Source organism: Hespellia stercorisuis DSM 15480 (genome assembly GCF_900142165.1).
Lineage (GTDB): Bacteria > Bacillota > Clostridia > Lachnospirales > Lachnospiraceae > Hespellia > Hespellia stercorisuis.
In genome coordinates this window covers 1-17050 of sequence record NZ_FQZY01000081.1, presented here as the reverse complement: position 1 = coordinate 17050, position 17050 = coordinate 1, and the positions used below count along the sequence as shown (strand labels likewise).

The window sequence follows — 17050 nt, the reverse complement described above, 5'->3', positions numbered from 1 at the left end:
TTAGTGTCTGCTGATTAATTCAAAAATCAGCTTCAAGCACTTGATTTTACTGACTTTCACGCCTTTGAGTGGTATACTATAAGTGCACGGATTTTGATGAATTCAAAACTTTTTTCGTGCAGTTTTCCATAGAAAAGTACCATTTTAGGAGTGAAAAATTCAATGTACAAAAGTACCGATAATACACAGAATAACTTTCTTAGCTTCAATCAGCCAATGGGGCTGCATATGAATCCAGAGAACCGGTGGATAAAAATGGCCGATGCCATTCCATGGGCGATATTCGAAAAGAAATACCACCGATTGTTCAAGGGAAAAAATGGACGCGTAGCGAAACCTTTACGTCTTGCTCTCGGTTCTTTGATTATTCAGACCAAGTACCAGTATTCTGATAGGGAACTGGTTGATCAGTTGACTGAAAATCCGTATTATCAGTATTTCATTGGGCTTCCTAGATATCAGGAAGAACCGCCAATTGATGCAAGTACGTTGGTCTTATTCCGTAAACGTCTGAAAATGGACGTTATCATGGAAGCCAACGAATATATGTTGGATGCTTTCAAGGAAAAAGATTCCAGTGATGAAAGAGATGATGACGACCATTCTAATCCACCAGCAGGTGGAAACGGGAATGACAAATCGGAAAGTGAACCTGAAAACAAAGGAACACTTATGCTGGACGCAACCTGTGCCCCATCAAACATTCGATATCCCCAGGATTTTTCCTTACTGAATGAAGCAAGAGAAAAACTGGAAACAATCATCATTCGTTTTTGTAAAGCTTATGGGTTTTCCAGACCACGCATGTATCGCCGTCAGGCAAGAAAGAACTATCTTGCACTTGCAAAAACAAAGAAACGCAGTACAAAGAAAATCAGAGCAACTATCCGTAAGCAGCTTTCCTACATCAAACGTGATATCAATTATCTTGAAAGTTACATGGAAAAAGGCTATGCACCGACCTCAAAAGAGATATCACTTCTGAGGACCATATATAAGTTATACGATCAACAGCAGTACATGTATCAAAACAAAGTACACAGTGTCGAAAAGCGTATTGTAAGCATCTCCCAGCCATGGCTTCGCCCAATCGTCAGAGGAAAAACAAAAGCCCCCGTTGAATTTGGAGCTAAGTTTGATCTGAGCCTTGATGAAAACGGATATGGAAGGATAGAGAAAATATCCTATGAAGCATACAATGAAAGCACTGTATTAGAGGAAGCGATAGAACGCTTCAAGGAACGAACCGGACGTTATCCGGAACGTGTACTTGTGGATCAAATTTATCGAACCAGAGAAAATAGAGGATTCTGTAAATTCCATGGAATCCGTTTGTCTGGACCGAAGCTTGGAAGACCAAGCGCAACAAAACAGTTAGCCAAAGAGAAAAAACAGGAATATCAAGATAACACAGATCGAATTGAAGTGGAACGGTCATTCAGTTTAAGCAAACGTTGCTATGGACTGGGTTTGATAAGAACAAAGCTTTATGACACGACACTTACATCAATCGCGTTATCTGTATTTGTGACGAATCTTTTTAAGATTCAGGCACGAATACATTTTGTCTTGATTTGGATTTTGGGACTGATAGAATACACCTGCTGATTTTGAGCCGCAAACTGTTTAATCAGCAGACACTATTTAAAGACACTGAATAAGTATTATGTCTGCGACATAGGACTTCGGAATGCACTTTTAAATTTCAGGCAGATTGAGCCGACACATACAATAGAAAATATTGTATACATGGAATTAATTGAGCGGGGATACATGGTGGATATAAGAAGTTAAATATGCTTGATTTTTTGTTGGATGAAAACTCTTTGAAAAATGTATAGAGGGCAGATAAGGCAGCTTTTATCTGCAAAATGATGGAACCGCCAATACTGTGGGAAGTGTGCGGGAAATGTGTTGCCTACGCACCGTGTACCTATAAGGAAATGTAGTAAATACAAATGGAAAAGTACCTTGCTGTAAAACAGGAGAAGGAATGTCGAATATAACAAAAAAACAATTAGAAGAAGCATTGAAACAATGTCTCTTGCAAAAACCGTTTGACAAAATCACAATCAGTGACTTGACGGAGGCGTGTGGAATCAGCAGAATGACTTTTTATTATCATTTCAAGGATATTTATGATCTGGTGGAATATAGTTGTGAGGAAGACGGGAAAAAGGCGCTGCAGAATCTTATAATAAAAGAAACAAAACAATAGCAATCATAGAAAGGCGGAATTTATATGGCAAATAAAAAGGTATCAATTGGGGTGGCAGCGATTGCCGTAGCAGGTGCAGCGACACTGGTTGTAAAAAATAAAAATAAAAAGAAACAGGAAGAAAAGCAACAGCATCCTGTATATGAGGAAGAAAAAAAGCAGGCGGTTGCGTACCGGAATACAGAGCGTGGAAAGCATGAAAAGAACAGTAAAGGCATTTATTATACAAACGGAAATTATGAAGCATTTGCAAACGCGAAAAAACCAGAAGGCGTAGATAAGAAAAATGCTTACATCGTAGGAAGTGGTTTGGCATCGCTGGCAGCAGCATGTTTCCTTGTCCGAGATGGACAGATGAAGGGGTCGCACATTCATATTCTGGAGGCGATGGACATTGCAGGCGGCGCATGTGACGGAATTGCAGATCCGACGAGAGGCTATGTGATGCGTGGAGGCCGAGAGATGGAGAATCACTTTGAGTGTCTTTGGGATTTATTCCGCAGTATCCCATCCGGTGAGATTCCAAATGCATCCGTGCTAGATGAATTTTACTGGCTGAATAAAGAAGATCCAAATTATTCCCTGTGCAGGGCAACGGTAGAGCGTGGCAAGGATGCACATACAGATGGAAAATTCAATCTGAGTCAGAAGGGCTGCATGGAAATCATGAAGCTGTTTATGACAAAGGACGAAGACTTATATGACAAAACAATTGAGGACGTGTTTGACGAAGAAGTCTTTGATTCTACTTTCTGGTTATATTGGAGAACGATGTTTGCATTTGAGAACTGGCACAGTGCCTTGGAAATGAAATTATATTTCTAGAGATTTATCCATCACATTGCTGGACTGCCGGACTTCAGCGCACTGAAGTTCACAAAATATAATCAATATGAATCCCTCATTCTTCCAATGCAGAAGTATCTAGAGGCAGCAGGCGTTATCTTCGAATTCAATACAGAAGTGACCAATGTCATTTTTGAAATAAAAGAAGGGGAGAAAGTTGCGAAAGCCATTGAGTGCAAGGTAAAAGGAAAAGAAAAGGGAATTGTGCTGACAGAAAATGATCTTGTATTCGTCACAAATGGAAGTTGCACAGAGGGCACAATCTATGGAGATCAGAATCATGCACCGAATGGAGATGCAGAGATTCGGACAAGCGGCTGTTGGAGCCTGTGGAAAAACATTGCAAAGCAAGACCCGTCTTTTGGTCATCCGGACAAATTCTGCTCTGATGTACAGAAGACAAACTGGGAATCTGCAACGGTAACAACGCTGGATGACAAAATTATTCCATACATTACAAAAATCTGTAAAAGGGATCCGAAGAGTGGCAGCGTGGTAACCGGTGGAATCGTCAGCTGTATGGATTCTTCATGGCTGATGAGTTGGACAATTAACCGTCAGGGACAGTTTAAGGGGCAGGATAAAAATCAGGTCTGCGCCTGGGTATATGGCTTGTTCACAGATGTTGCAGGTGATTATATTAAGAAACCGATGAGAGAATGTACCGGAAAAGAAATCACGGAAGAATGGCTCTATCATTTGGGCGTTCCGGTAGATCAAATTGAAAATCTGGCAGAAAACAGTGCGGTATGCGTACCGACGATGATGCCATATATCACCGCATTTTTTATGCCAAGAACAAAAGGAGACAGACCGGAAGTGATTCCGGATGGCTGTGTAAACTTTGCCTTCTTAGGTCAGTTTGCAGACACACCGAGAGACACGGTATTTACGACAGAGTATTCGGTTAGAACCGCGATGGAGGCAGTCTATGGTCTGCTCGGCGTAGATCGAGGTGTCCCGGAGGTATGGGGCAGTGTTTACGATATTCGGGAATTGCTGGAAAGCAGTGTGAAGCTGATGGATGGAAAATCCCCGCTTGAAATGGCATTACCGGGACCGCTGAGCGTGTTGAAAAAACCGCTGCTTCATTTGATAAATGGAACGGTTATTGAAAAAGTAATGCGAGATCATCAGGTATTATAATCCTTATTCATTACTTATTGGCAGATAAATCATGATATGATTCCCATTTTCATGCCCCTTTAAAAATGTAACTTCTCCACCGTGCGCTTTTATGATTTGCAGAACAATCCGAAGTCCCATAATGTGGATTTCGGGTTGTTCTGCTCTTTTGCCTTCTAAGATTTCGACTACGCTGTCGGGAATACCATTTCCACTGTCTGAAAAAAGCAGGAGAAGATTGCCTGAATTGACACTCATTGTAACCTTGATTTCGCAGCCGTCTGGATTGTGTCGGATGCTGTTTCCAATCAAATTTTGAAAGACACGAGACAGCAATTGCTGGTCACCAAAAACCATCGCCTTTTGGGCATCTTTTTCTATGATCGGGATAATTTGATAATGAGCGTCAATGCTTTGGTTATACAATTCAGCTATCATTTCCCGCAGCAGTTTAGCCGGGGAAAGATTCTCTTTTTGCAGAGGCTGTGACTGATATTCCAGTTTTACCGTCAGGTTTAAATCCGCAATCAAGTTCTTTATGATTTGGCTCTGATTACGAATCAGTTCCGCTTTTTTCTGCAATTCTTCCTCTAGTTCCGGCGAAGTCGCCAGTTGATCTGAAAACCCCATGATAAATGAGAGCGGTGTGCGTACATCGTGAGACACACCGGCAATCCAATCTGTTCGAGCCTGATCTCTTTTTTGGAGCTGTTCGTTTTGGCTCTGCAAAATCGCAGAGGTTTGATTCAACTGTCTCGTGAGATCACTTACCATCCCCTTTTCCGGTAAATGTATTTCTTCCTGAGAGGATAGCTGTTCGATTCCTTTTGCGACTGGACGGAGTGATCGATAGAACCGAAAGCCAAAGAGTAACGCGAGACCGGCAATCAGGAGCAAGTTGAACAGAAGTAATAGATAAAACATCTGTGGAAGTTTCTGATAAAATCGAACGTCTCCATAAAATCAAATCGGGCGACATGTTTATTTACGCCGTAAACCATCAAGTCATCGCCGTTTTTCCAAGTGAAAATAGGATAATCATTCAAATACCATCGGCTGAAAACGGCGACATCACTCAGGGAATAGTGGCGGCTTATCTCATCGGGAAGTTGATATTCCCAGACAACATCCCCATTGTTGTTTAACCGCATAGCCCAGAGGCAGGCGGAGTTTTGCAGCAAGGCGTAGCCAGCTTCGGACATTTCATATCCCGCCGCAGTTTTGGACATTTCCTTCTCGATATTGGTCATTTCAGACCGCCCCATTCCGCTATCTTCCAGACCTTTCGAAATATGACTAAGATAGATTAAAATTCCGGCTATGTTTGTTGTCAGAACAAGCAAAGTAATCAGCGCAGCAGTCACGACATATCGGCTGCTGATTTTAAACAGACTTTTCATGGACCTCTCCTTTTGCAAATCGATACCCTACTCCGCGTACGGTAAGCAGCCAGTTGGGATGGGATGGATTTGCTTCAATCTTCTGTCGCAAGTGACGTATGTGAACCATTAAAGTATTTTCATATCCATAATAATCATCTTGCCAGATGGCTTGACAAAGTGCATCGAAGGTCACGATATTTCCCCGGTTGGCAATCAATTTTTTTAGAATTGTCAATTCTGTGGCAGTCAGAGAGATGGTATCTGATTCTCGCTTTAAACAGCCCTGATCCATCAGGAGTACACAGTTTCCCAAATCAAGATCACAGCTATTTTCCAGCACAGCCGGGGCTTGTCCATAGCTTCGCTTTAGAATCACACCAACTCTTAAGACCAGCTCCTGAGGGAGAAACGGTTTCGTAATATAATCATCCGCACCAAGACCTAACCCCATAATACGATCAGCATCTTCATCTTTTGCCGATAAAAATAGAATCGGAATGTCCAGTTTTTCTCGGATTTTTTGAAACAGGGCATATCCATTCCCATCCGGAAGCATGATATCAAGAATTGCAAGATCCGGTGCTTCTGCTTCAAATATGCGGCATCCATTGTGAAAACTATCTGCCGTCACAATGTTATGATAGCCATGCTTTTTTAAGATATCCTGAATCATTTCAAGGAGCTCGTGATTGTCATCCACAAGCATGATTTTTCTTTGAAAATTTTCCATTTTATAATCGCTCCTTTGCTCTCACTCATTATAGAACATATTTGAGTGTCTGAAAATGAAAATTGTTTTTCTTAAGGTAAAAATAAGGTGGATTTAGCTTGAGGTTAAGGAGAAACTTATAGACTTTTAGCAGAGAACAAAAAACAAGTAGAAAAGGAGTTAACTATATGAATACAATCATTCGAACAAAGGGATTGTGCAAATCCTATCATAAGAAAACAGTTGTAAAAGACTTAGACCTTACTGTTGAGCAGGGGAGTATCTATGGATTTCTGGGACCAAATGGCGCAGGAAAATCGACGACGATGAAAATGCTTTTGGGTCTTGCCAAACCGACTGCCGGAGCAATTCAGATTTTTGGTAAAACGATGAATGAAAAAAACAGAATCAGTATATTAGCAAATACCGGTTCACTCATCGAATCCCCCTCTTACTATGGACATTTAACCGGGGAAGAAAACTTAAAGCTGCTTGCTTCCATGAAGCAGGTGCCCGAAGCCCAAGTGGAAGATGTACTGTCGATTGTCCATTTGAATGGGGCAAAAGATAAAAAAGCCGCACATTATTCATTTGGAATGAAACAACGTCTTGGACTTGCCGGTGCCCTTCTTGGAAATCCCAATCTGCTTTTACTGGACGAACCTACCAATGGTCTGGACCCTGCAGGAATTCAGGAAATGCGAAGTCTGATCTGTACGCTGCCTGAAAGATTTGGAATGACAGTTCTGGTATCCAGTCATTTATTATCGGAAATAGATCAGATGGCAACGCATGTCGGAATTCTCGATCAGGGAGAGCTGCTCTTTCAGGATTCGTTATCTGCGCTTCACGAAAGCAGCCGTCCGAATCTGCGTATTCACACGACGAATGATAAAAAAGCGTCCAGAATCTTCAAACAAATGGGTTTTGCGACATCTTATGAGAACCAGTCGCTCGTTCTCGACAGCTTATCAGATGCAAGTCTCTATGAAGTTGGAAAACAATTATATGCACAGGAAGTCGGAATTCTCCGCATAGCAGAAGATGAGGCCAGTCTGGAAGATATCTTTTTAAAACTGACAGGAAGGAGTTTGTCATGAAAAAAGCATTTTGCAATGAATTTTATAAAGGCAGACACGCGTATGTCTGGGCGATTCCGCTTGCGTTTATCTGTATTACCATTCTCTGGCAGGTTTTCTGCAATCAGAATCTGAAAAGTGAGGAATTGGCGTATGGCTACACCTATTTATTATACCAGTTTCCTGTTATGAATAGTCTGATGATGCCGTTGATGATCGCGGTTCTTGCAAGTCGTTTGTGTGATATGGAAATCAAGGGGGATACAATCAAACAGCTCTATACGCTGCAGAGCCGGAAGGCATTTTATGACTCCAAATTTTTTCATGAAGCATTTTTCCTTCTTCTGTTTGTAATTGGAGAATGCGCCATTATATGTTTGTGCGGAACGATCTATCATTATACAGACAATTTAAATATGATTGCATTTGGACAATTTGGTGCGGTGACTTTCGTAGTGGGACTTGTTATTCTGATGCTGCAGCATTTCCTCTCACTTACATTTACGAATCAGATCATTCCGCTCATTATAGGACTGGCAGGATCGTTTCTTGGGTTATTTGCCATGTTCCTGCCACATACTGTTTCCAGATGGATTATTTATAGTTATTTTGCAGAGTTTCAGACGGCAAAAATGAGTTGGGATTCTAATACAAGAGAGATATGGTTCACGCCACTTTCTTTTCCTCATCTCAAATTTGTTTTGCTAATTATTCTGGGTGTGGTTCTTTTTATCATCAGCCAAAAAATCTTTGCGAAAAAGGAGGTCTAACATATGCTTTTGTCTTGTATAAAAAATGAAAATAGGAAACTTCATCATTCTGTCATTTGGCTTGCCTGTGTTTTCATTCCAATTATTCCTGCCATTATGGGAACCGGAAATTATTGGATGAATCTAGAAATTCTTCATGATGGATGGTACTCTTTGTGGACGCAGTTTAGTTTGTTCTATTCCCTGTTTTTCTTCCCGCCAATGATTGGACTTTACGCGGCTTACTTATGGCGTCTGGAACACTTCAACCATAACTGGAACACGTTGATGACCATGCCGGTTCCTGAGATTGATATATGTCTGAGCAAGCTGTTTGTCCTTTGTAAGGTTGCAGTGATTACTCAGATTTGGATGTTGATCTTATTCTTTCTCTGCGGGAAATATATTGGTTTACCGGGTGGGATTCCGATTGATATGATCTTCTGGAGTTTGCGTGGAACACTTGCAGCATTTGCCATCGGTTCGTGCCAATTGTTTTTATCTATGGTGATACGCAGTTTTGCCATTCCAATTGGAATCGCATTAGGCGGAGGGGTTATCGGAATGCTGCTGACAGCAGTGAATAGTTCCTATGGATTTTTTTGGCCGTATTCATTGATGTTTATGGGAATGAATGCAAATAAAAGTCAAAATGTACTATCTGGTACGATGGCTGTGTATTTAATCAGTAATGTATTCTTTTTCGTTCTGTTTTTGGGCATTGTTCTGTTCATTTTGAAAAAGAAAGATTGCAAATAAAAGAGGACATTGATTTTGGAACGTGTTAAAATATAAGGGCTTACTGAAGTAGATGAATTTATAGGAGAGAAATAATTATGAAGAATAAGACATTTGAGGAATTATTAAATATAAATTGCTTTTCCGAAAACGGGATGGAGCAACGAGAGGCAGCTGAATTATTAGAAAAGCATTACTGCTGTGAGATTCATTGTCCAGATATGGACAAGAGTGTTCTTTTTGCACATCACGCAAGAGGATGTACGATTGTTGCTGCAAAACTATGTAAGGGCGTTGTGATATATCAAAATGTTACTCTTGGTTCAAATATGAAGTATGACAAATTAAAACAAGAATGGCAAAATGTAGGCAGTCCAATTCTTGATGAAAATGTCATTGTTTCAGATGGCGCAAAGATTTTAGGTCCAGTTGTAATTGGAAAAAATACAGTGGTTGGGGCAGGTGCAATTATTACGATTGATATTCCGGAAAACAGTGTTGCTTATGGTGTTAATCAGTATAAACTCAAAAATCCAGACTTCGATTTAGTGTTTAACTCAAATATGATTTCGGGTGAAGAAATTATGAAAATTGATAGACAACGTGTGATTGACTTTGATAAGTCAAAACAATAAATATCAGTCTGCATCAATCGTCTGAGAAACCTTGTTTTATAGGCATGCAACTAAGAGTTGCTGAATTGACTGTGTATAGTAGGTAGTATGCAACTGTATGAAAAGATAATATGAGGACACAGTCAAAAACGACTGAAATTCAATCAGGAACTTTTCTGAAAAAGCGATTGAGAAAGACAAATTAGCAAAGATTTTAGAAGCAGGGCAGATTGCTCCAACTGCAGGAAATTATCAGCCGCAGAAAGTATATGTAATTCAATCAGAAGAAGGATTGGAAAAACTACGCTCGCTTACAAAATGCCATTATGGTGCGCCAACTGTGCTGATCGTTGCATATGATAAGAGCAAAGATTGGAAGAATCCCAATGAAGAAGGTGTGCATAGCGGTGAACAAGACACAAGTATTGTGGCAACACACATGATGCTTGAAGCGTGGGAACTTGGAATTGGCTCATGTTGGGTGAACTTTTTCTCACCATCACAGGTAGCAGAAGAATTTGGATTTCCTGAGAATATCACACCTGTGCTTATGCTTCCAATTGGTTATAAAGCAGAAGAAGCAAAACCGGCCGCATGGCATGAACAGAGTAGAGAACTCAGCGAAATAGTAGAATATCTATGAGACAAATACCAACGCTCAAAAGAGTGTAAGTGCTAAAAAACTGTATTCATAGAGATTCCTCCTATATATAAGAATTACAAAGGTACATCCCGATGTTATTTTTGGGTGGAAAGCAACCAATAATTGCGCGATAGTTGCTGGAAGCATCTTATATGAAATGATAGAATAAAACTATCAAATTAGAATGAGGTGGTCAAGATGAATAAGAAGATGAATAAGAAAATGATAGGGATTTCAGCAACATTGCTATTGCTGGTTATAATTAGAATGGTGTTAGGGCCAAGTCTTGTGGCTACGACAACAGTCTATTATTTAGAAAAGAAAGCAGATGTGATTCTTGTGGGAATATGTAATGGAAGTGAGTTGATTCAAACAGTGGATCAGGAAGAAGGTGCATTTGTTTCACAGGAGAAAGCGGACGTTACAATTCGAAAAATATACAAGAATGAGAGAAATGAGGTTGCCGACATCAATGTTGATAATAAGATTTCCATTTATGAGGAAAGGTTAATTAAACCAGATTCTTTCGGCAGTCAAGAGGCAAGTGTGGTTGGATTTACAACTATGAAGGATACCTGCAACTATCTTCTTTATTTGCAATATTCAGAAAGTAAAGGAATGTATGAAGCATTGGAATATGGGACGATTCCTATATTCTCGGATGAAGAAATGTATTTATTAGATGAAAAACATGTGACTCCAAAAGAAAAGCAGAAAGAAAAAATTCAAAAATGTGTGATTCAGCAAGTGACTGAGAAATATGGATATCAAGATGAACCGAATAATACTGGCGATAATTCAGGAATGATTTTGCTATACATTGTAGATATTATGCTTTTGGCTATTACAGTGACGCTTTTAATTTTCATCATAAGAATTCTTATGAAATATATTCATTCAAAAGAAATAAGAAATGAGAAAAATGAGATACGCAAATCGTTGGGAGAGGCATTAAAAGAACAGCGAATGAAATGCAAAATGACACAAGAATTTGTGGCAGAGGCAGTAGGCGTGAGTCGACAGGCTGTATCAAAATGGGAGAGCGGGGCATCAGACCCGAGCACTTCAAATTTGATTGCCTTAATCAAACTGTATCAGACAACGATGGAAGAATTATTGAAGTAGAAAAATTACAGTACAAGAATAGATACTAGCATTTGTTAGCAGAAAGATGACAGTGACTTTTGAACGTGCCAAAATATATACAGGTTCTTTTTTCATGTTGTGCATTTTATAAAATAGAATTATACTGTGAATAATGGAAGTTAAACAGATTTGAAGTTGTAGAGGAGAATTGATTTTGAAAAGTGTATTACGACATAACGGTGAATTTGTAGAAATTGGTAAGAATAGAATACACGTGTATAGACAGGAAAATTCAACTTATCCAACACTTGTATTTATGGCGGGTTCTGCTACGATAGCACCAGTATATGATTTCAAAGTTTTATATTCAAAGCTAAAGGATTATTTTAATATAATTGTTATTGAAAAGTTTGGCTATGGATATTCTGATATTGTTGAATATCCTTGTAATATTGATAGTCTTGTAGATATGCAAAAACAAGTATTGGATATTCTCGGGGTAAAACGGCAATATATTTTAGGGTAATAAAGCGGGAATCCTCGGTTATTCAATTTCCGAGATGAAAGCGTGCAACCATAGGTTGCTTGGAGGACTTAATAGTCTTCTTTTCTATTTTAAAAATCCAAAACTCATTACAGAACACTTGTTCTGTAATCGAAAATGTGCTATGCTATGTGTATGAAAGAAAACCTTATACATTCACGCACATGCGTGTACAATATTAATTACCATGTGGTATGGTCTGTGAAATACAGAAGAAAGATTTTAAATACAGAAGTGGAATCTTTTTTGAAGGAGTTGGTTCAAGAGATTGCGCAGGACAAAGGTTTTATCGTGCATTTGTTTGAAATAGGAGAAGGCGATCATGTCCATTGCGTTGTATCGGCACCACCCAAATTATCGGTTACAGATATTGTGAAATACTTAAAAGGAATTACTGGCCGAAAGCTATTTGAGCATTTCCCACAGATCTGTCAAAATTTTTGGAAAGGGCAATTATGGAATCATTCATACTATGTGGAGACAATTGGTTCTGTATCAGAAGAAAACATACGTCGTTACATTGAACATCAGAGTAAATCTTATTAAGGGGGAAAAGTAAATGCTGCTGTCCCACAAGACAAGCATTCGTCTGAATGCTACAGAATCAAATATCGTTGGTCATATGTGTTATGCAGCTTATAAGCTCTGGAACGTGTGCAATTATGAACGGCGTAATTACAAAGAACTTGGAATGGAAAAGTATCCGGACTGGTATGATCAGAAGTCACGCCTAAAGGATAATTTATGGTTCAAATCCCTGCCGTCCCAGACTGCACAGGAAGTGTGCAAGCTTCTGGATAAATCATGGAAATCTTTTTATGCGCTTGTAAAAAGCCAGGGGATTTTGAATCCCAACCCACCACGTTTTAAACAGAATGGTATGGCAATTACTTATATGCAGAATGCCATTGTGCATGATTCAAAGAGCAGCCGGGTTCGACTGTCACTGCCGAAACAACTGAAAGATTATCTTTGTCAAACTTATGATATCTGTGAAAAATATTTATATCTGGAAAATAAGGTTTTCCAGAGCACAGATAACGTGAAACAGATCAAGATATATCCTCCGGATCATAAAGGTCTGTGTCAGATTATCATAATTTATGAAATCAAAGACACCGAAATAAAGTCAGATAACGGACATTATCTAGCCATTGATCTGGGGCTTCATAACCTGCTCACCTGTTATGATTCAATCGGGAAGAGTTTTATACTGGGAAGAAAGTATCTGGAAATCAATCAGAAATATGACAAAGAAATTGCCAGACTACAGCATCAGTGGGGGCGCGCTCAGGCAGCGAAGGGAATCAAATACCCGAAACCATCTCACCATCTGTGCAGGGTATATGAGAAGAAAAAGAACTGTATTCATGATTATCTGCATAAAGTGATAAGGGCAGTAGCTGACTATTGTGAGGAAAACCATATTCATACAGTTATTATTGGTGACATCAAAAATATCCGAAGGGATAAAAACCTTGGAAAGATAACAAACCAGAAACTTCACGCATTACCTTATGATAAAATTTATGCCATGCTGGAGTATAAGCTTGCGATGTATGGAATTGCATTGAAGAAACAGACAGAAGAATATACCAGTCAATGTTCTCCATATGCCCCGGAAGTTTCGAAGCAGTATGCCCAGAAAAGCAATCGCAAGAACAGAGGACTGTATAAAGATCAATTTCATGTCTTTAATGCAGATGTTGTTGGCGCATACAATATTATGAGGAAATATAACACTGTATCCGGTGTGGAAAAGAAAATGTCCGTATCCGGACTATCTTCTCCAGAAATAATAAAAGTAGCTGTGTAACTGAAAAGTAGCAGTAAAGGTGTCATGGACGCACCCGGAAACTGTATGGCGAAGCCATATATATCTGATGCTCGGTAATTCAATTGCCGATGTAGTTCACTTCCACACTCTATGTCAGGATTAGAAGCAATTCGTTGGAAACAAAAATATCCTTATATGGTAAAGGCAATTATAGGCATAGATATGGCAACACCATTGGAATATGAACATTGGAACAATAAAAAGGTTAATAAATCAATTAAAATGATTAAAATAGCAAAAAAGTATAATCTTCATAAAATTTCTGGACTATATCCTTTGAGTACACGTTGTTTAACAATAGAAGAACGTAAACAGCAAAAAATGTTGATGAAGCGAAATGCATTTAATATTTGTTATATCAACGAGGGCAAACAAGTATTAGAAAATTCTAAAATAGTAAACGATGCAGGTAATATAGAATGTCCGATGTTGTTGTTCTCATCAAACGGAAAACAAATTGATAAATACTGGATTGAGAGTCAGCAAAAATATGCATCTGCCGTCCGTGGGAAACTTATTTACTATAATTGTGGACATTATATTCATTATTATAAAAGTAATGAAATGTGCAAAGAAATAATAAGTTTTGTAGATAGTCTGGATTGATAAATACCAGATTGTTGAGCGGTTAAAATATAAGAAATGATGGAAGCAGAATTAGAATTTGCAGATGAGGTAAATAAAACGTGGAAAACAGCAAAGTATATCAGATGAAATTTTCAAAAATATATCCATTACTGATTAACAAAGCAGTACGAAAAGGCAGGGAAAAAAACGAAGTTGATCAGGTTATCCGCTGGCTCACAGGATATAGTGAGGAAAAGATTTGGGAAATGGCTGACAGTGCTATTACTTACGAGGAATTCTTTGAACAGGCACCGTCTATGAATCCTAATCGGAGGTTGATCCGTGGTTCTGTTTGTGGAGTCAAGGTAGAGACAATCGAAGAACCTCTCATGCAGGAAATACGATATTTGGATAAGCTGGTTGATGAGTTGTCTAAGGGAAAGACCATGGAAAAAATTTTACGAAAGTAATTGTTTTTTACAAAAAGCAGGTAAAATATGAATACTAAAATTTATGAGTTTGAAGCTATGATCGAGCCTGTGCCAGATAAGGGCGGCGCCTATGTTAGATTTCCATATGATATAAAAAAAGAATTTGGCAAAGGTCGTGTAAAAGTGAATGTAACCTTCAATGGTTTTTGCTATAGGGGCAGCCTTGTAAACATGGGAGTAAAGAATCCGGACGGAAGCATTTGCTATATTATTGATGTACGCAAAGATATACAGAAAGAAATGCAACGATATCCGGGGGATTGTCCTATGTGAATATGTCCTAAGTGTGGACGTTCATTCAAAAATCAGAATCAGCAGCATTTTTGCGGTGAGAAACCAAAAACAATAGATGAGTATATATCTGCGCAAGATAAGGCACAACAGATATATCTGCTGCAGGTGCGAAAAGCGATTCATGAAGCAATTCCGAATGCCAAGGAAAGGATTTCGTGGAGTATGCCAACTTTCCGTGAAAAGTATAATATCATTCACTTTGCACGATGAGCATAATCACGAGTGTGGTAAATTGAATTTGTGGAGGAAAACTATGGGAGGTTCAGAAATTATTCTTGGTGTGTGTTGGAACGCTGTTTTACCATTTCTTCCTAATCCATGGTACTAATACAATTTGTAGAACTGAACAATGAAGTTGAAAAGGAGATTACCTAGGAGTAAAAAAGGAAAAGTGTTATTTGGAATTATAACCGTCATCTGGTCTTTTGTTTCATCTGGTATTGGGTTATGGGCTCTTTCCAATATGCCAGAACATCAATTTATTATATTCATATCTATGTTTTTAAAAACAAAGCATGCAGGACATATAGTGGTATCTCCAACCGCAATTATTATAGGGATTGTAGTAAGTGTAGCTTTACTAGTAGTTCATGAGTTTTTACATGCTATTGTATACCCATCAAAAGCAAGAGTAGTCATAGGTTTTGTCCCAAAGGAATTCATGGCAGTAGCACTTACATCATATCCGCTAAGAAGAAGTAGATTTATCGTTATGTGCTTACTTCCGTATTTGTTAGGTGTTATTCCAATTATCTTATTTTGTATCTCACCGGCAACGAATATTGAGATCAATGGATTTCTTTTTGGATTGTCATTCTTGGGATTAACAAGTCCTTGTGTAGATGGTTATAATGTTTTTCAAGCGTTGAGACAAACAAAAGAAGGTGATTACTTGCAGTTTTACGGAGATGATTTATATGCATTTTCTGGTAATCTATAAAGCAAGATAAATCCGAATTGAACCTTTAAAATATAACAAAAATAATTATATACAGGCATATGTCGCACATGGCATGTGCTTTTTTAGTGGAGGAAATAGAAAATGAATAAAAAAGAATTTCTTCTTATGAAGATTCTTTAGAGGCGAAGATGGGGGCAGTGTTGTAAGTTAATTCGATCTGTATCTTGTGATAGATGCCACCTGTAACAGAATGAATCTTTTCATCACGTAACACGTTGTGTAAAATGCGAGGTTGGTTTGAATGTCTAGGAATATGGGTTGGTTTTGTGGCGTTGTCTGGAATACTCCATGTTTTTCCAATTAGAAATGCCTCGGCAATTCGTCCTTTTTGACAGTAATCACGGACACTTCGCTCGGATATATCCCATTTAAGTGCAGTTTCTTTTACTGATAAATAACTCATTGTGTATCGCCTCATTTCTGATTAATTGCCGATGACGGAAGAATGAAGCATATATCAGGTTGCTCAAAAAAATAGAGTTAAGGATGTAATGGGAGGTGATGCGGCTGAACAAGTCGTGAGAATGTCTCTCGAAGGTGTGGAAGTCGCTGCAAAATTATAGGAGAAGGTGAAAAGAATCAGCCAAACGAAGACACAAGCATTTTGCCGTCGGTCTTATCTGGCCTTTGAATATAATCAAGGGCTTTGGTGCTAGAATTTGCTTAGAGTACTTTTAATAGGCTTAATCTTTGTAACCGTCATATCTCTGCAAAACATGGGATAGCATGGAACTTCACACAAAACTAAAAGTGTATCGTGCAAAATATAATAAGAATGAAATCATAAATATTAGTCAATAATAGCTGATAAGAATTACCAAGGTATGTCCCAATACCATTTTTTGGTGGAAAGTGAACTTAATGCAGTTGCTTTATACATTGTCCTAAGTTATGATAAAAGGTAACTGTTCAGAACCCCCTTGGGGAACTAATTAATTTTTGTACAAAACAGAGAATTTTTAAAACCTGTTTTGCGATATTATTTCGGTAATTGGTGGATAACCAATTGTTTGTGATTGAATAATTTAATTCATTGTGGATTACTCTTTCAATCTTTCAAATAACTCTGATTCAAAGCCAAATTCTATGGCTTTTGAATATATTTAACAACAACTGAACATTGAAAAACATTACTTATCCACAGTCATTTTCACCATAGGTGAATCT

Annotated in this window: 18 protein-coding genes and 4 pseudogenes; 17 read left to right on the top strand and 5 right to left on the bottom strand. The window is 38.5% G+C overall.

What is annotated here, in order from left to right:
- Nucleotides 1–162: 162 nt before the first annotated feature.
- From BUB85_RS18175 to BUB85_RS18165, 4 genes and pseudogenes are all read left to right on the top strand, one after another.
- Nucleotides 163–1608, top strand: a complete 1446-nt coding sequence (locus BUB85_RS18175) for an IS5 family transposase (RefSeq protein WP_073111892.1) — start codon at nt 163–165, stop codon at nt 1606–1608.
- 48 nt (nt 1609–1656) lie between these two features.
- Nucleotides 1657–1785: pseudogene (locus tag BUB85_RS22515) on the top strand (ATP-binding protein); the annotation flags it as partial.
- 208 nt (nt 1786–1993) lie between these two features.
- Nucleotides 1994–2215 (top strand): annotated as a pseudogene (locus tag BUB85_RS18170) (TetR/AcrR family transcriptional regulator); the annotation flags it as partial.
- Between the two features lie 27 nt (nt 2216–2242).
- Nucleotides 2243–4210: pseudogene (locus BUB85_RS18165) on the top strand (oleate hydratase).
- A gap of 3 nt (nt 4211–4213) precedes the next feature.
- Here BUB85_RS18165 and BUB85_RS18160 read toward each other — a convergent pair.
- Genes BUB85_RS18160 through BUB85_RS18150 form a run of 3 tightly spaced genes read right to left on the bottom strand, consistent with a single transcriptional unit; the run spans nt 4214 to nt 6301 of the window.
- Nucleotides 4214–5113 carry a sensor histidine kinase gene (locus tag BUB85_RS18160; RefSeq protein WP_073112954.1) on the bottom strand — a complete coding sequence of 300 codons (900 nt, stop codon included), beginning with the start codon at nt 5111–5113 and terminating at the stop codon, nt 4214–4216.
- A complete protein-coding gene (locus BUB85_RS18155) occupies nt 5077–5589 on the bottom strand; it encodes a hypothetical protein (protein ID WP_073112953.1) in 513 nt (170 codons plus the stop codon). Before BUB85_RS18155 ends, BUB85_RS18160 begins: the two co-directional genes overlap by 37 nt.
- Nucleotides 5573–6301, bottom strand: a complete 729-nt coding sequence (locus BUB85_RS18150) for a response regulator transcription factor (RefSeq protein ID WP_073112952.1) — start codon at nt 6299–6301, stop codon at nt 5573–5575. Before BUB85_RS18150 ends, BUB85_RS18155 begins: the two co-directional genes overlap by 17 nt.
- A gap of 167 nt (nt 6302–6468) precedes the next feature.
- Between BUB85_RS18150 and BUB85_RS18145 the strand changes: the two genes are divergently transcribed.
- From BUB85_RS18145 to BUB85_RS18080, 13 genes are all read left to right on the top strand, one after another.
- The gene (locus tag BUB85_RS18145; protein WP_073112951.1) at nt 6469–7380 is read left to right on the top strand and encodes an ABC transporter ATP-binding protein; all 912 of its coding nucleotides are present in this window, start codon (nt 6469–6471) and stop codon (nt 7378–7380) included.
- Entirely contained in the window at nt 7377–8129 is a 753-nt protein-coding gene (locus tag BUB85_RS18140) for an ABC transporter permease (RefSeq protein ID WP_073112950.1), read from the top strand. Before BUB85_RS18145 ends, BUB85_RS18140 begins: the two co-directional genes overlap by 4 nt.
- 3 nt (nt 8130–8132) lie before the next feature.
- On the top strand, nt 8133–8867 hold the full coding sequence (locus BUB85_RS18135) for an ABC transporter permease (RefSeq protein WP_073112949.1): 735 nt from the start codon (nt 8133–8135) through the stop codon (nt 8865–8867).
- 77 nt (nt 8868–8944) lie between these two features.
- Entirely contained in the window at nt 8945–9481 is a 537-nt protein-coding gene (locus BUB85_RS18130) for an LbetaH domain-containing protein (protein WP_073112948.1), read from the top strand.
- A 142-nt stretch (nt 9482–9623) separates the two neighbouring features.
- Nucleotides 9624–10103 (top strand): nitroreductase family protein, encoded by a 480-nt coding sequence (locus BUB85_RS18125; RefSeq protein ID WP_073112947.1) that lies wholly within the window; start codon nt 9624–9626, stop codon nt 10101–10103.
- Between the two features lie 198 nt (nt 10104–10301).
- Entirely contained in the window at nt 10302–11228 is a 927-nt protein-coding gene (locus BUB85_RS22375; protein ID WP_330392386.1) for a helix-turn-helix domain-containing protein, read from the top strand.
- 175 nt (nt 11229–11403) lie between these two features.
- Nucleotides 11404–11715: an alpha/beta fold hydrolase gene (locus BUB85_RS18115; RefSeq protein ID WP_073112946.1), complete on the top strand. Its 312-nt coding sequence runs from the start codon at nt 11404–11406 to the stop codon at nt 11713–11715.
- Between the two features lie 147 nt (nt 11716–11862).
- Complete coding sequence (gene tnpA, locus BUB85_RS18110) at nt 11863–12279, top strand: IS200/IS605 family transposase (protein WP_143160781.1); 417 nt, start codon at nt 11863–11865, stop codon at nt 12277–12279.
- Between the two features lie 13 nt (nt 12280–12292).
- Entirely contained in the window at nt 12293–13549 is a 1257-nt protein-coding gene (locus BUB85_RS18105; RefSeq protein WP_200803594.1) for an RNA-guided endonuclease InsQ/TnpB family protein, read from the top strand.
- A 111-nt stretch (nt 13550–13660) separates the two neighbouring features.
- A complete protein-coding gene (locus BUB85_RS18100) occupies nt 13661–14176 on the top strand; it encodes a hypothetical protein (RefSeq protein ID WP_159434636.1) in 516 nt (171 codons plus the stop codon).
- An 80-nt stretch (nt 14177–14256) separates the two neighbouring features.
- Nucleotides 14257–14607 carry a DUF2200 domain-containing protein gene (locus BUB85_RS18095; protein WP_073109316.1) on the top strand — a complete coding sequence of 117 codons (351 nt, stop codon included), beginning with the start codon at nt 14257–14259 and terminating at the stop codon, nt 14605–14607.
- Nucleotides 14608–14634: 27 nt separating this feature from the next.
- A complete protein-coding gene (locus BUB85_RS18090; RefSeq protein ID WP_073109314.1) occupies nt 14635–14901 on the top strand; it encodes a DUF1905 domain-containing protein in 267 nt (88 codons plus the stop codon).
- Nucleotides 14902–15313: 412 nt separating this feature from the next.
- Nucleotides 15314–15862: a DUF3267 domain-containing protein gene (locus tag BUB85_RS18080; protein WP_073109300.1), complete on the top strand. Its 549-nt coding sequence runs from the start codon at nt 15314–15316 to the stop codon at nt 15860–15862.
- A 124-nt stretch (nt 15863–15986) separates the two neighbouring features.
- Here the strand turns inward: BUB85_RS18080 and BUB85_RS18075 are convergent, their stop codons facing one another.
- Nucleotides 15987–16286, bottom strand: coding sequence for a MerR family transcriptional regulator (locus BUB85_RS18075; RefSeq protein WP_073109297.1), 300 nt, complete (start codon nt 16284–16286; stop codon nt 15987–15989).
- Nucleotides 16287–16465: 179 nt separating this feature from the next.
- Nucleotides 16466–16586: pseudogene (locus BUB85_RS22510) on the bottom strand (relaxase/mobilization nuclease domain-containing protein); the annotation flags it as partial.
- Nucleotides 16587–17050 lie beyond the last annotated feature (464 nt).

Coding starts and splice junctions, on each gene's coding strand:
- BUB85_RS18175 (WP_073111892.1), top strand. CDS start 163: ATGTACAAAAGTACCGATAATACACAGAATAACTTTCTTAGCTTCAAT.
- BUB85_RS18160 (WP_073112954.1), bottom strand. CDS start 5,113: ATGTTTTATCTATTACTTCTGTTCAACTTGCTCCTGATTGCCGGTCTC.
- BUB85_RS18130 (WP_073112948.1), top strand. CDS start 8,945: ATGAAGAATAAGACATTTGAGGAATTATTAAATATAAATTGCTTTTCC.
- BUB85_RS18145 (WP_073112951.1), top strand. CDS start 6,469: ATGAATACAATCATTCGAACAAAGGGATTGTGCAAATCCTATCATAAG.
- BUB85_RS18140 (WP_073112950.1), top strand. CDS start 7,377: ATGAAAAAAGCATTTTGCAATGAATTTTATAAAGGCAGACACGCGTAT.
- BUB85_RS18135 (WP_073112949.1), top strand. CDS start 8,133: ATGCTTTTGTCTTGTATAAAAAATGAAAATAGGAAACTTCATCATTCT.
- BUB85_RS18075 (WP_073109297.1), bottom strand. CDS start 16,286: ATGAGTTATTTATCAGTAAAAGAAACTGCACTTAAATGGGATATATCC.
- BUB85_RS18100 (WP_159434636.1), top strand. CDS start 13,661: ATGTCAGGATTAGAAGCAATTCGTTGGAAACAAAAATATCCTTATATG.
- BUB85_RS18155 (WP_073112953.1), bottom strand. CDS start 5,589: ATGAAAAGTCTGTTTAAAATCAGCAGCCGATATGTCGTGACTGCTGCG.
- BUB85_RS18105 (WP_200803594.1), top strand. CDS start 12,293: ATGCTGCTGTCCCACAAGACAAGCATTCGTCTGAATGCTACAGAATCA.
- BUB85_RS18090 (WP_073109314.1), top strand. CDS start 14,635: ATGAATACTAAAATTTATGAGTTTGAAGCTATGATCGAGCCTGTGCCA.
- BUB85_RS18150 (WP_073112952.1), bottom strand. CDS start 6,301: ATGGAAAATTTTCAAAGAAAAATCATGCTTGTGGATGACAATCACGAG.
- BUB85_RS22375 (WP_330392386.1), top strand. CDS start 10,302: ATGAATAAGAAGATGAATAAGAAAATGATAGGGATTTCAGCAACATTG.
- tnpA (WP_143160781.1), top strand. CDS start 11,863: ATGTGTATGAAAGAAAACCTTATACATTCACGCACATGCGTGTACAAT.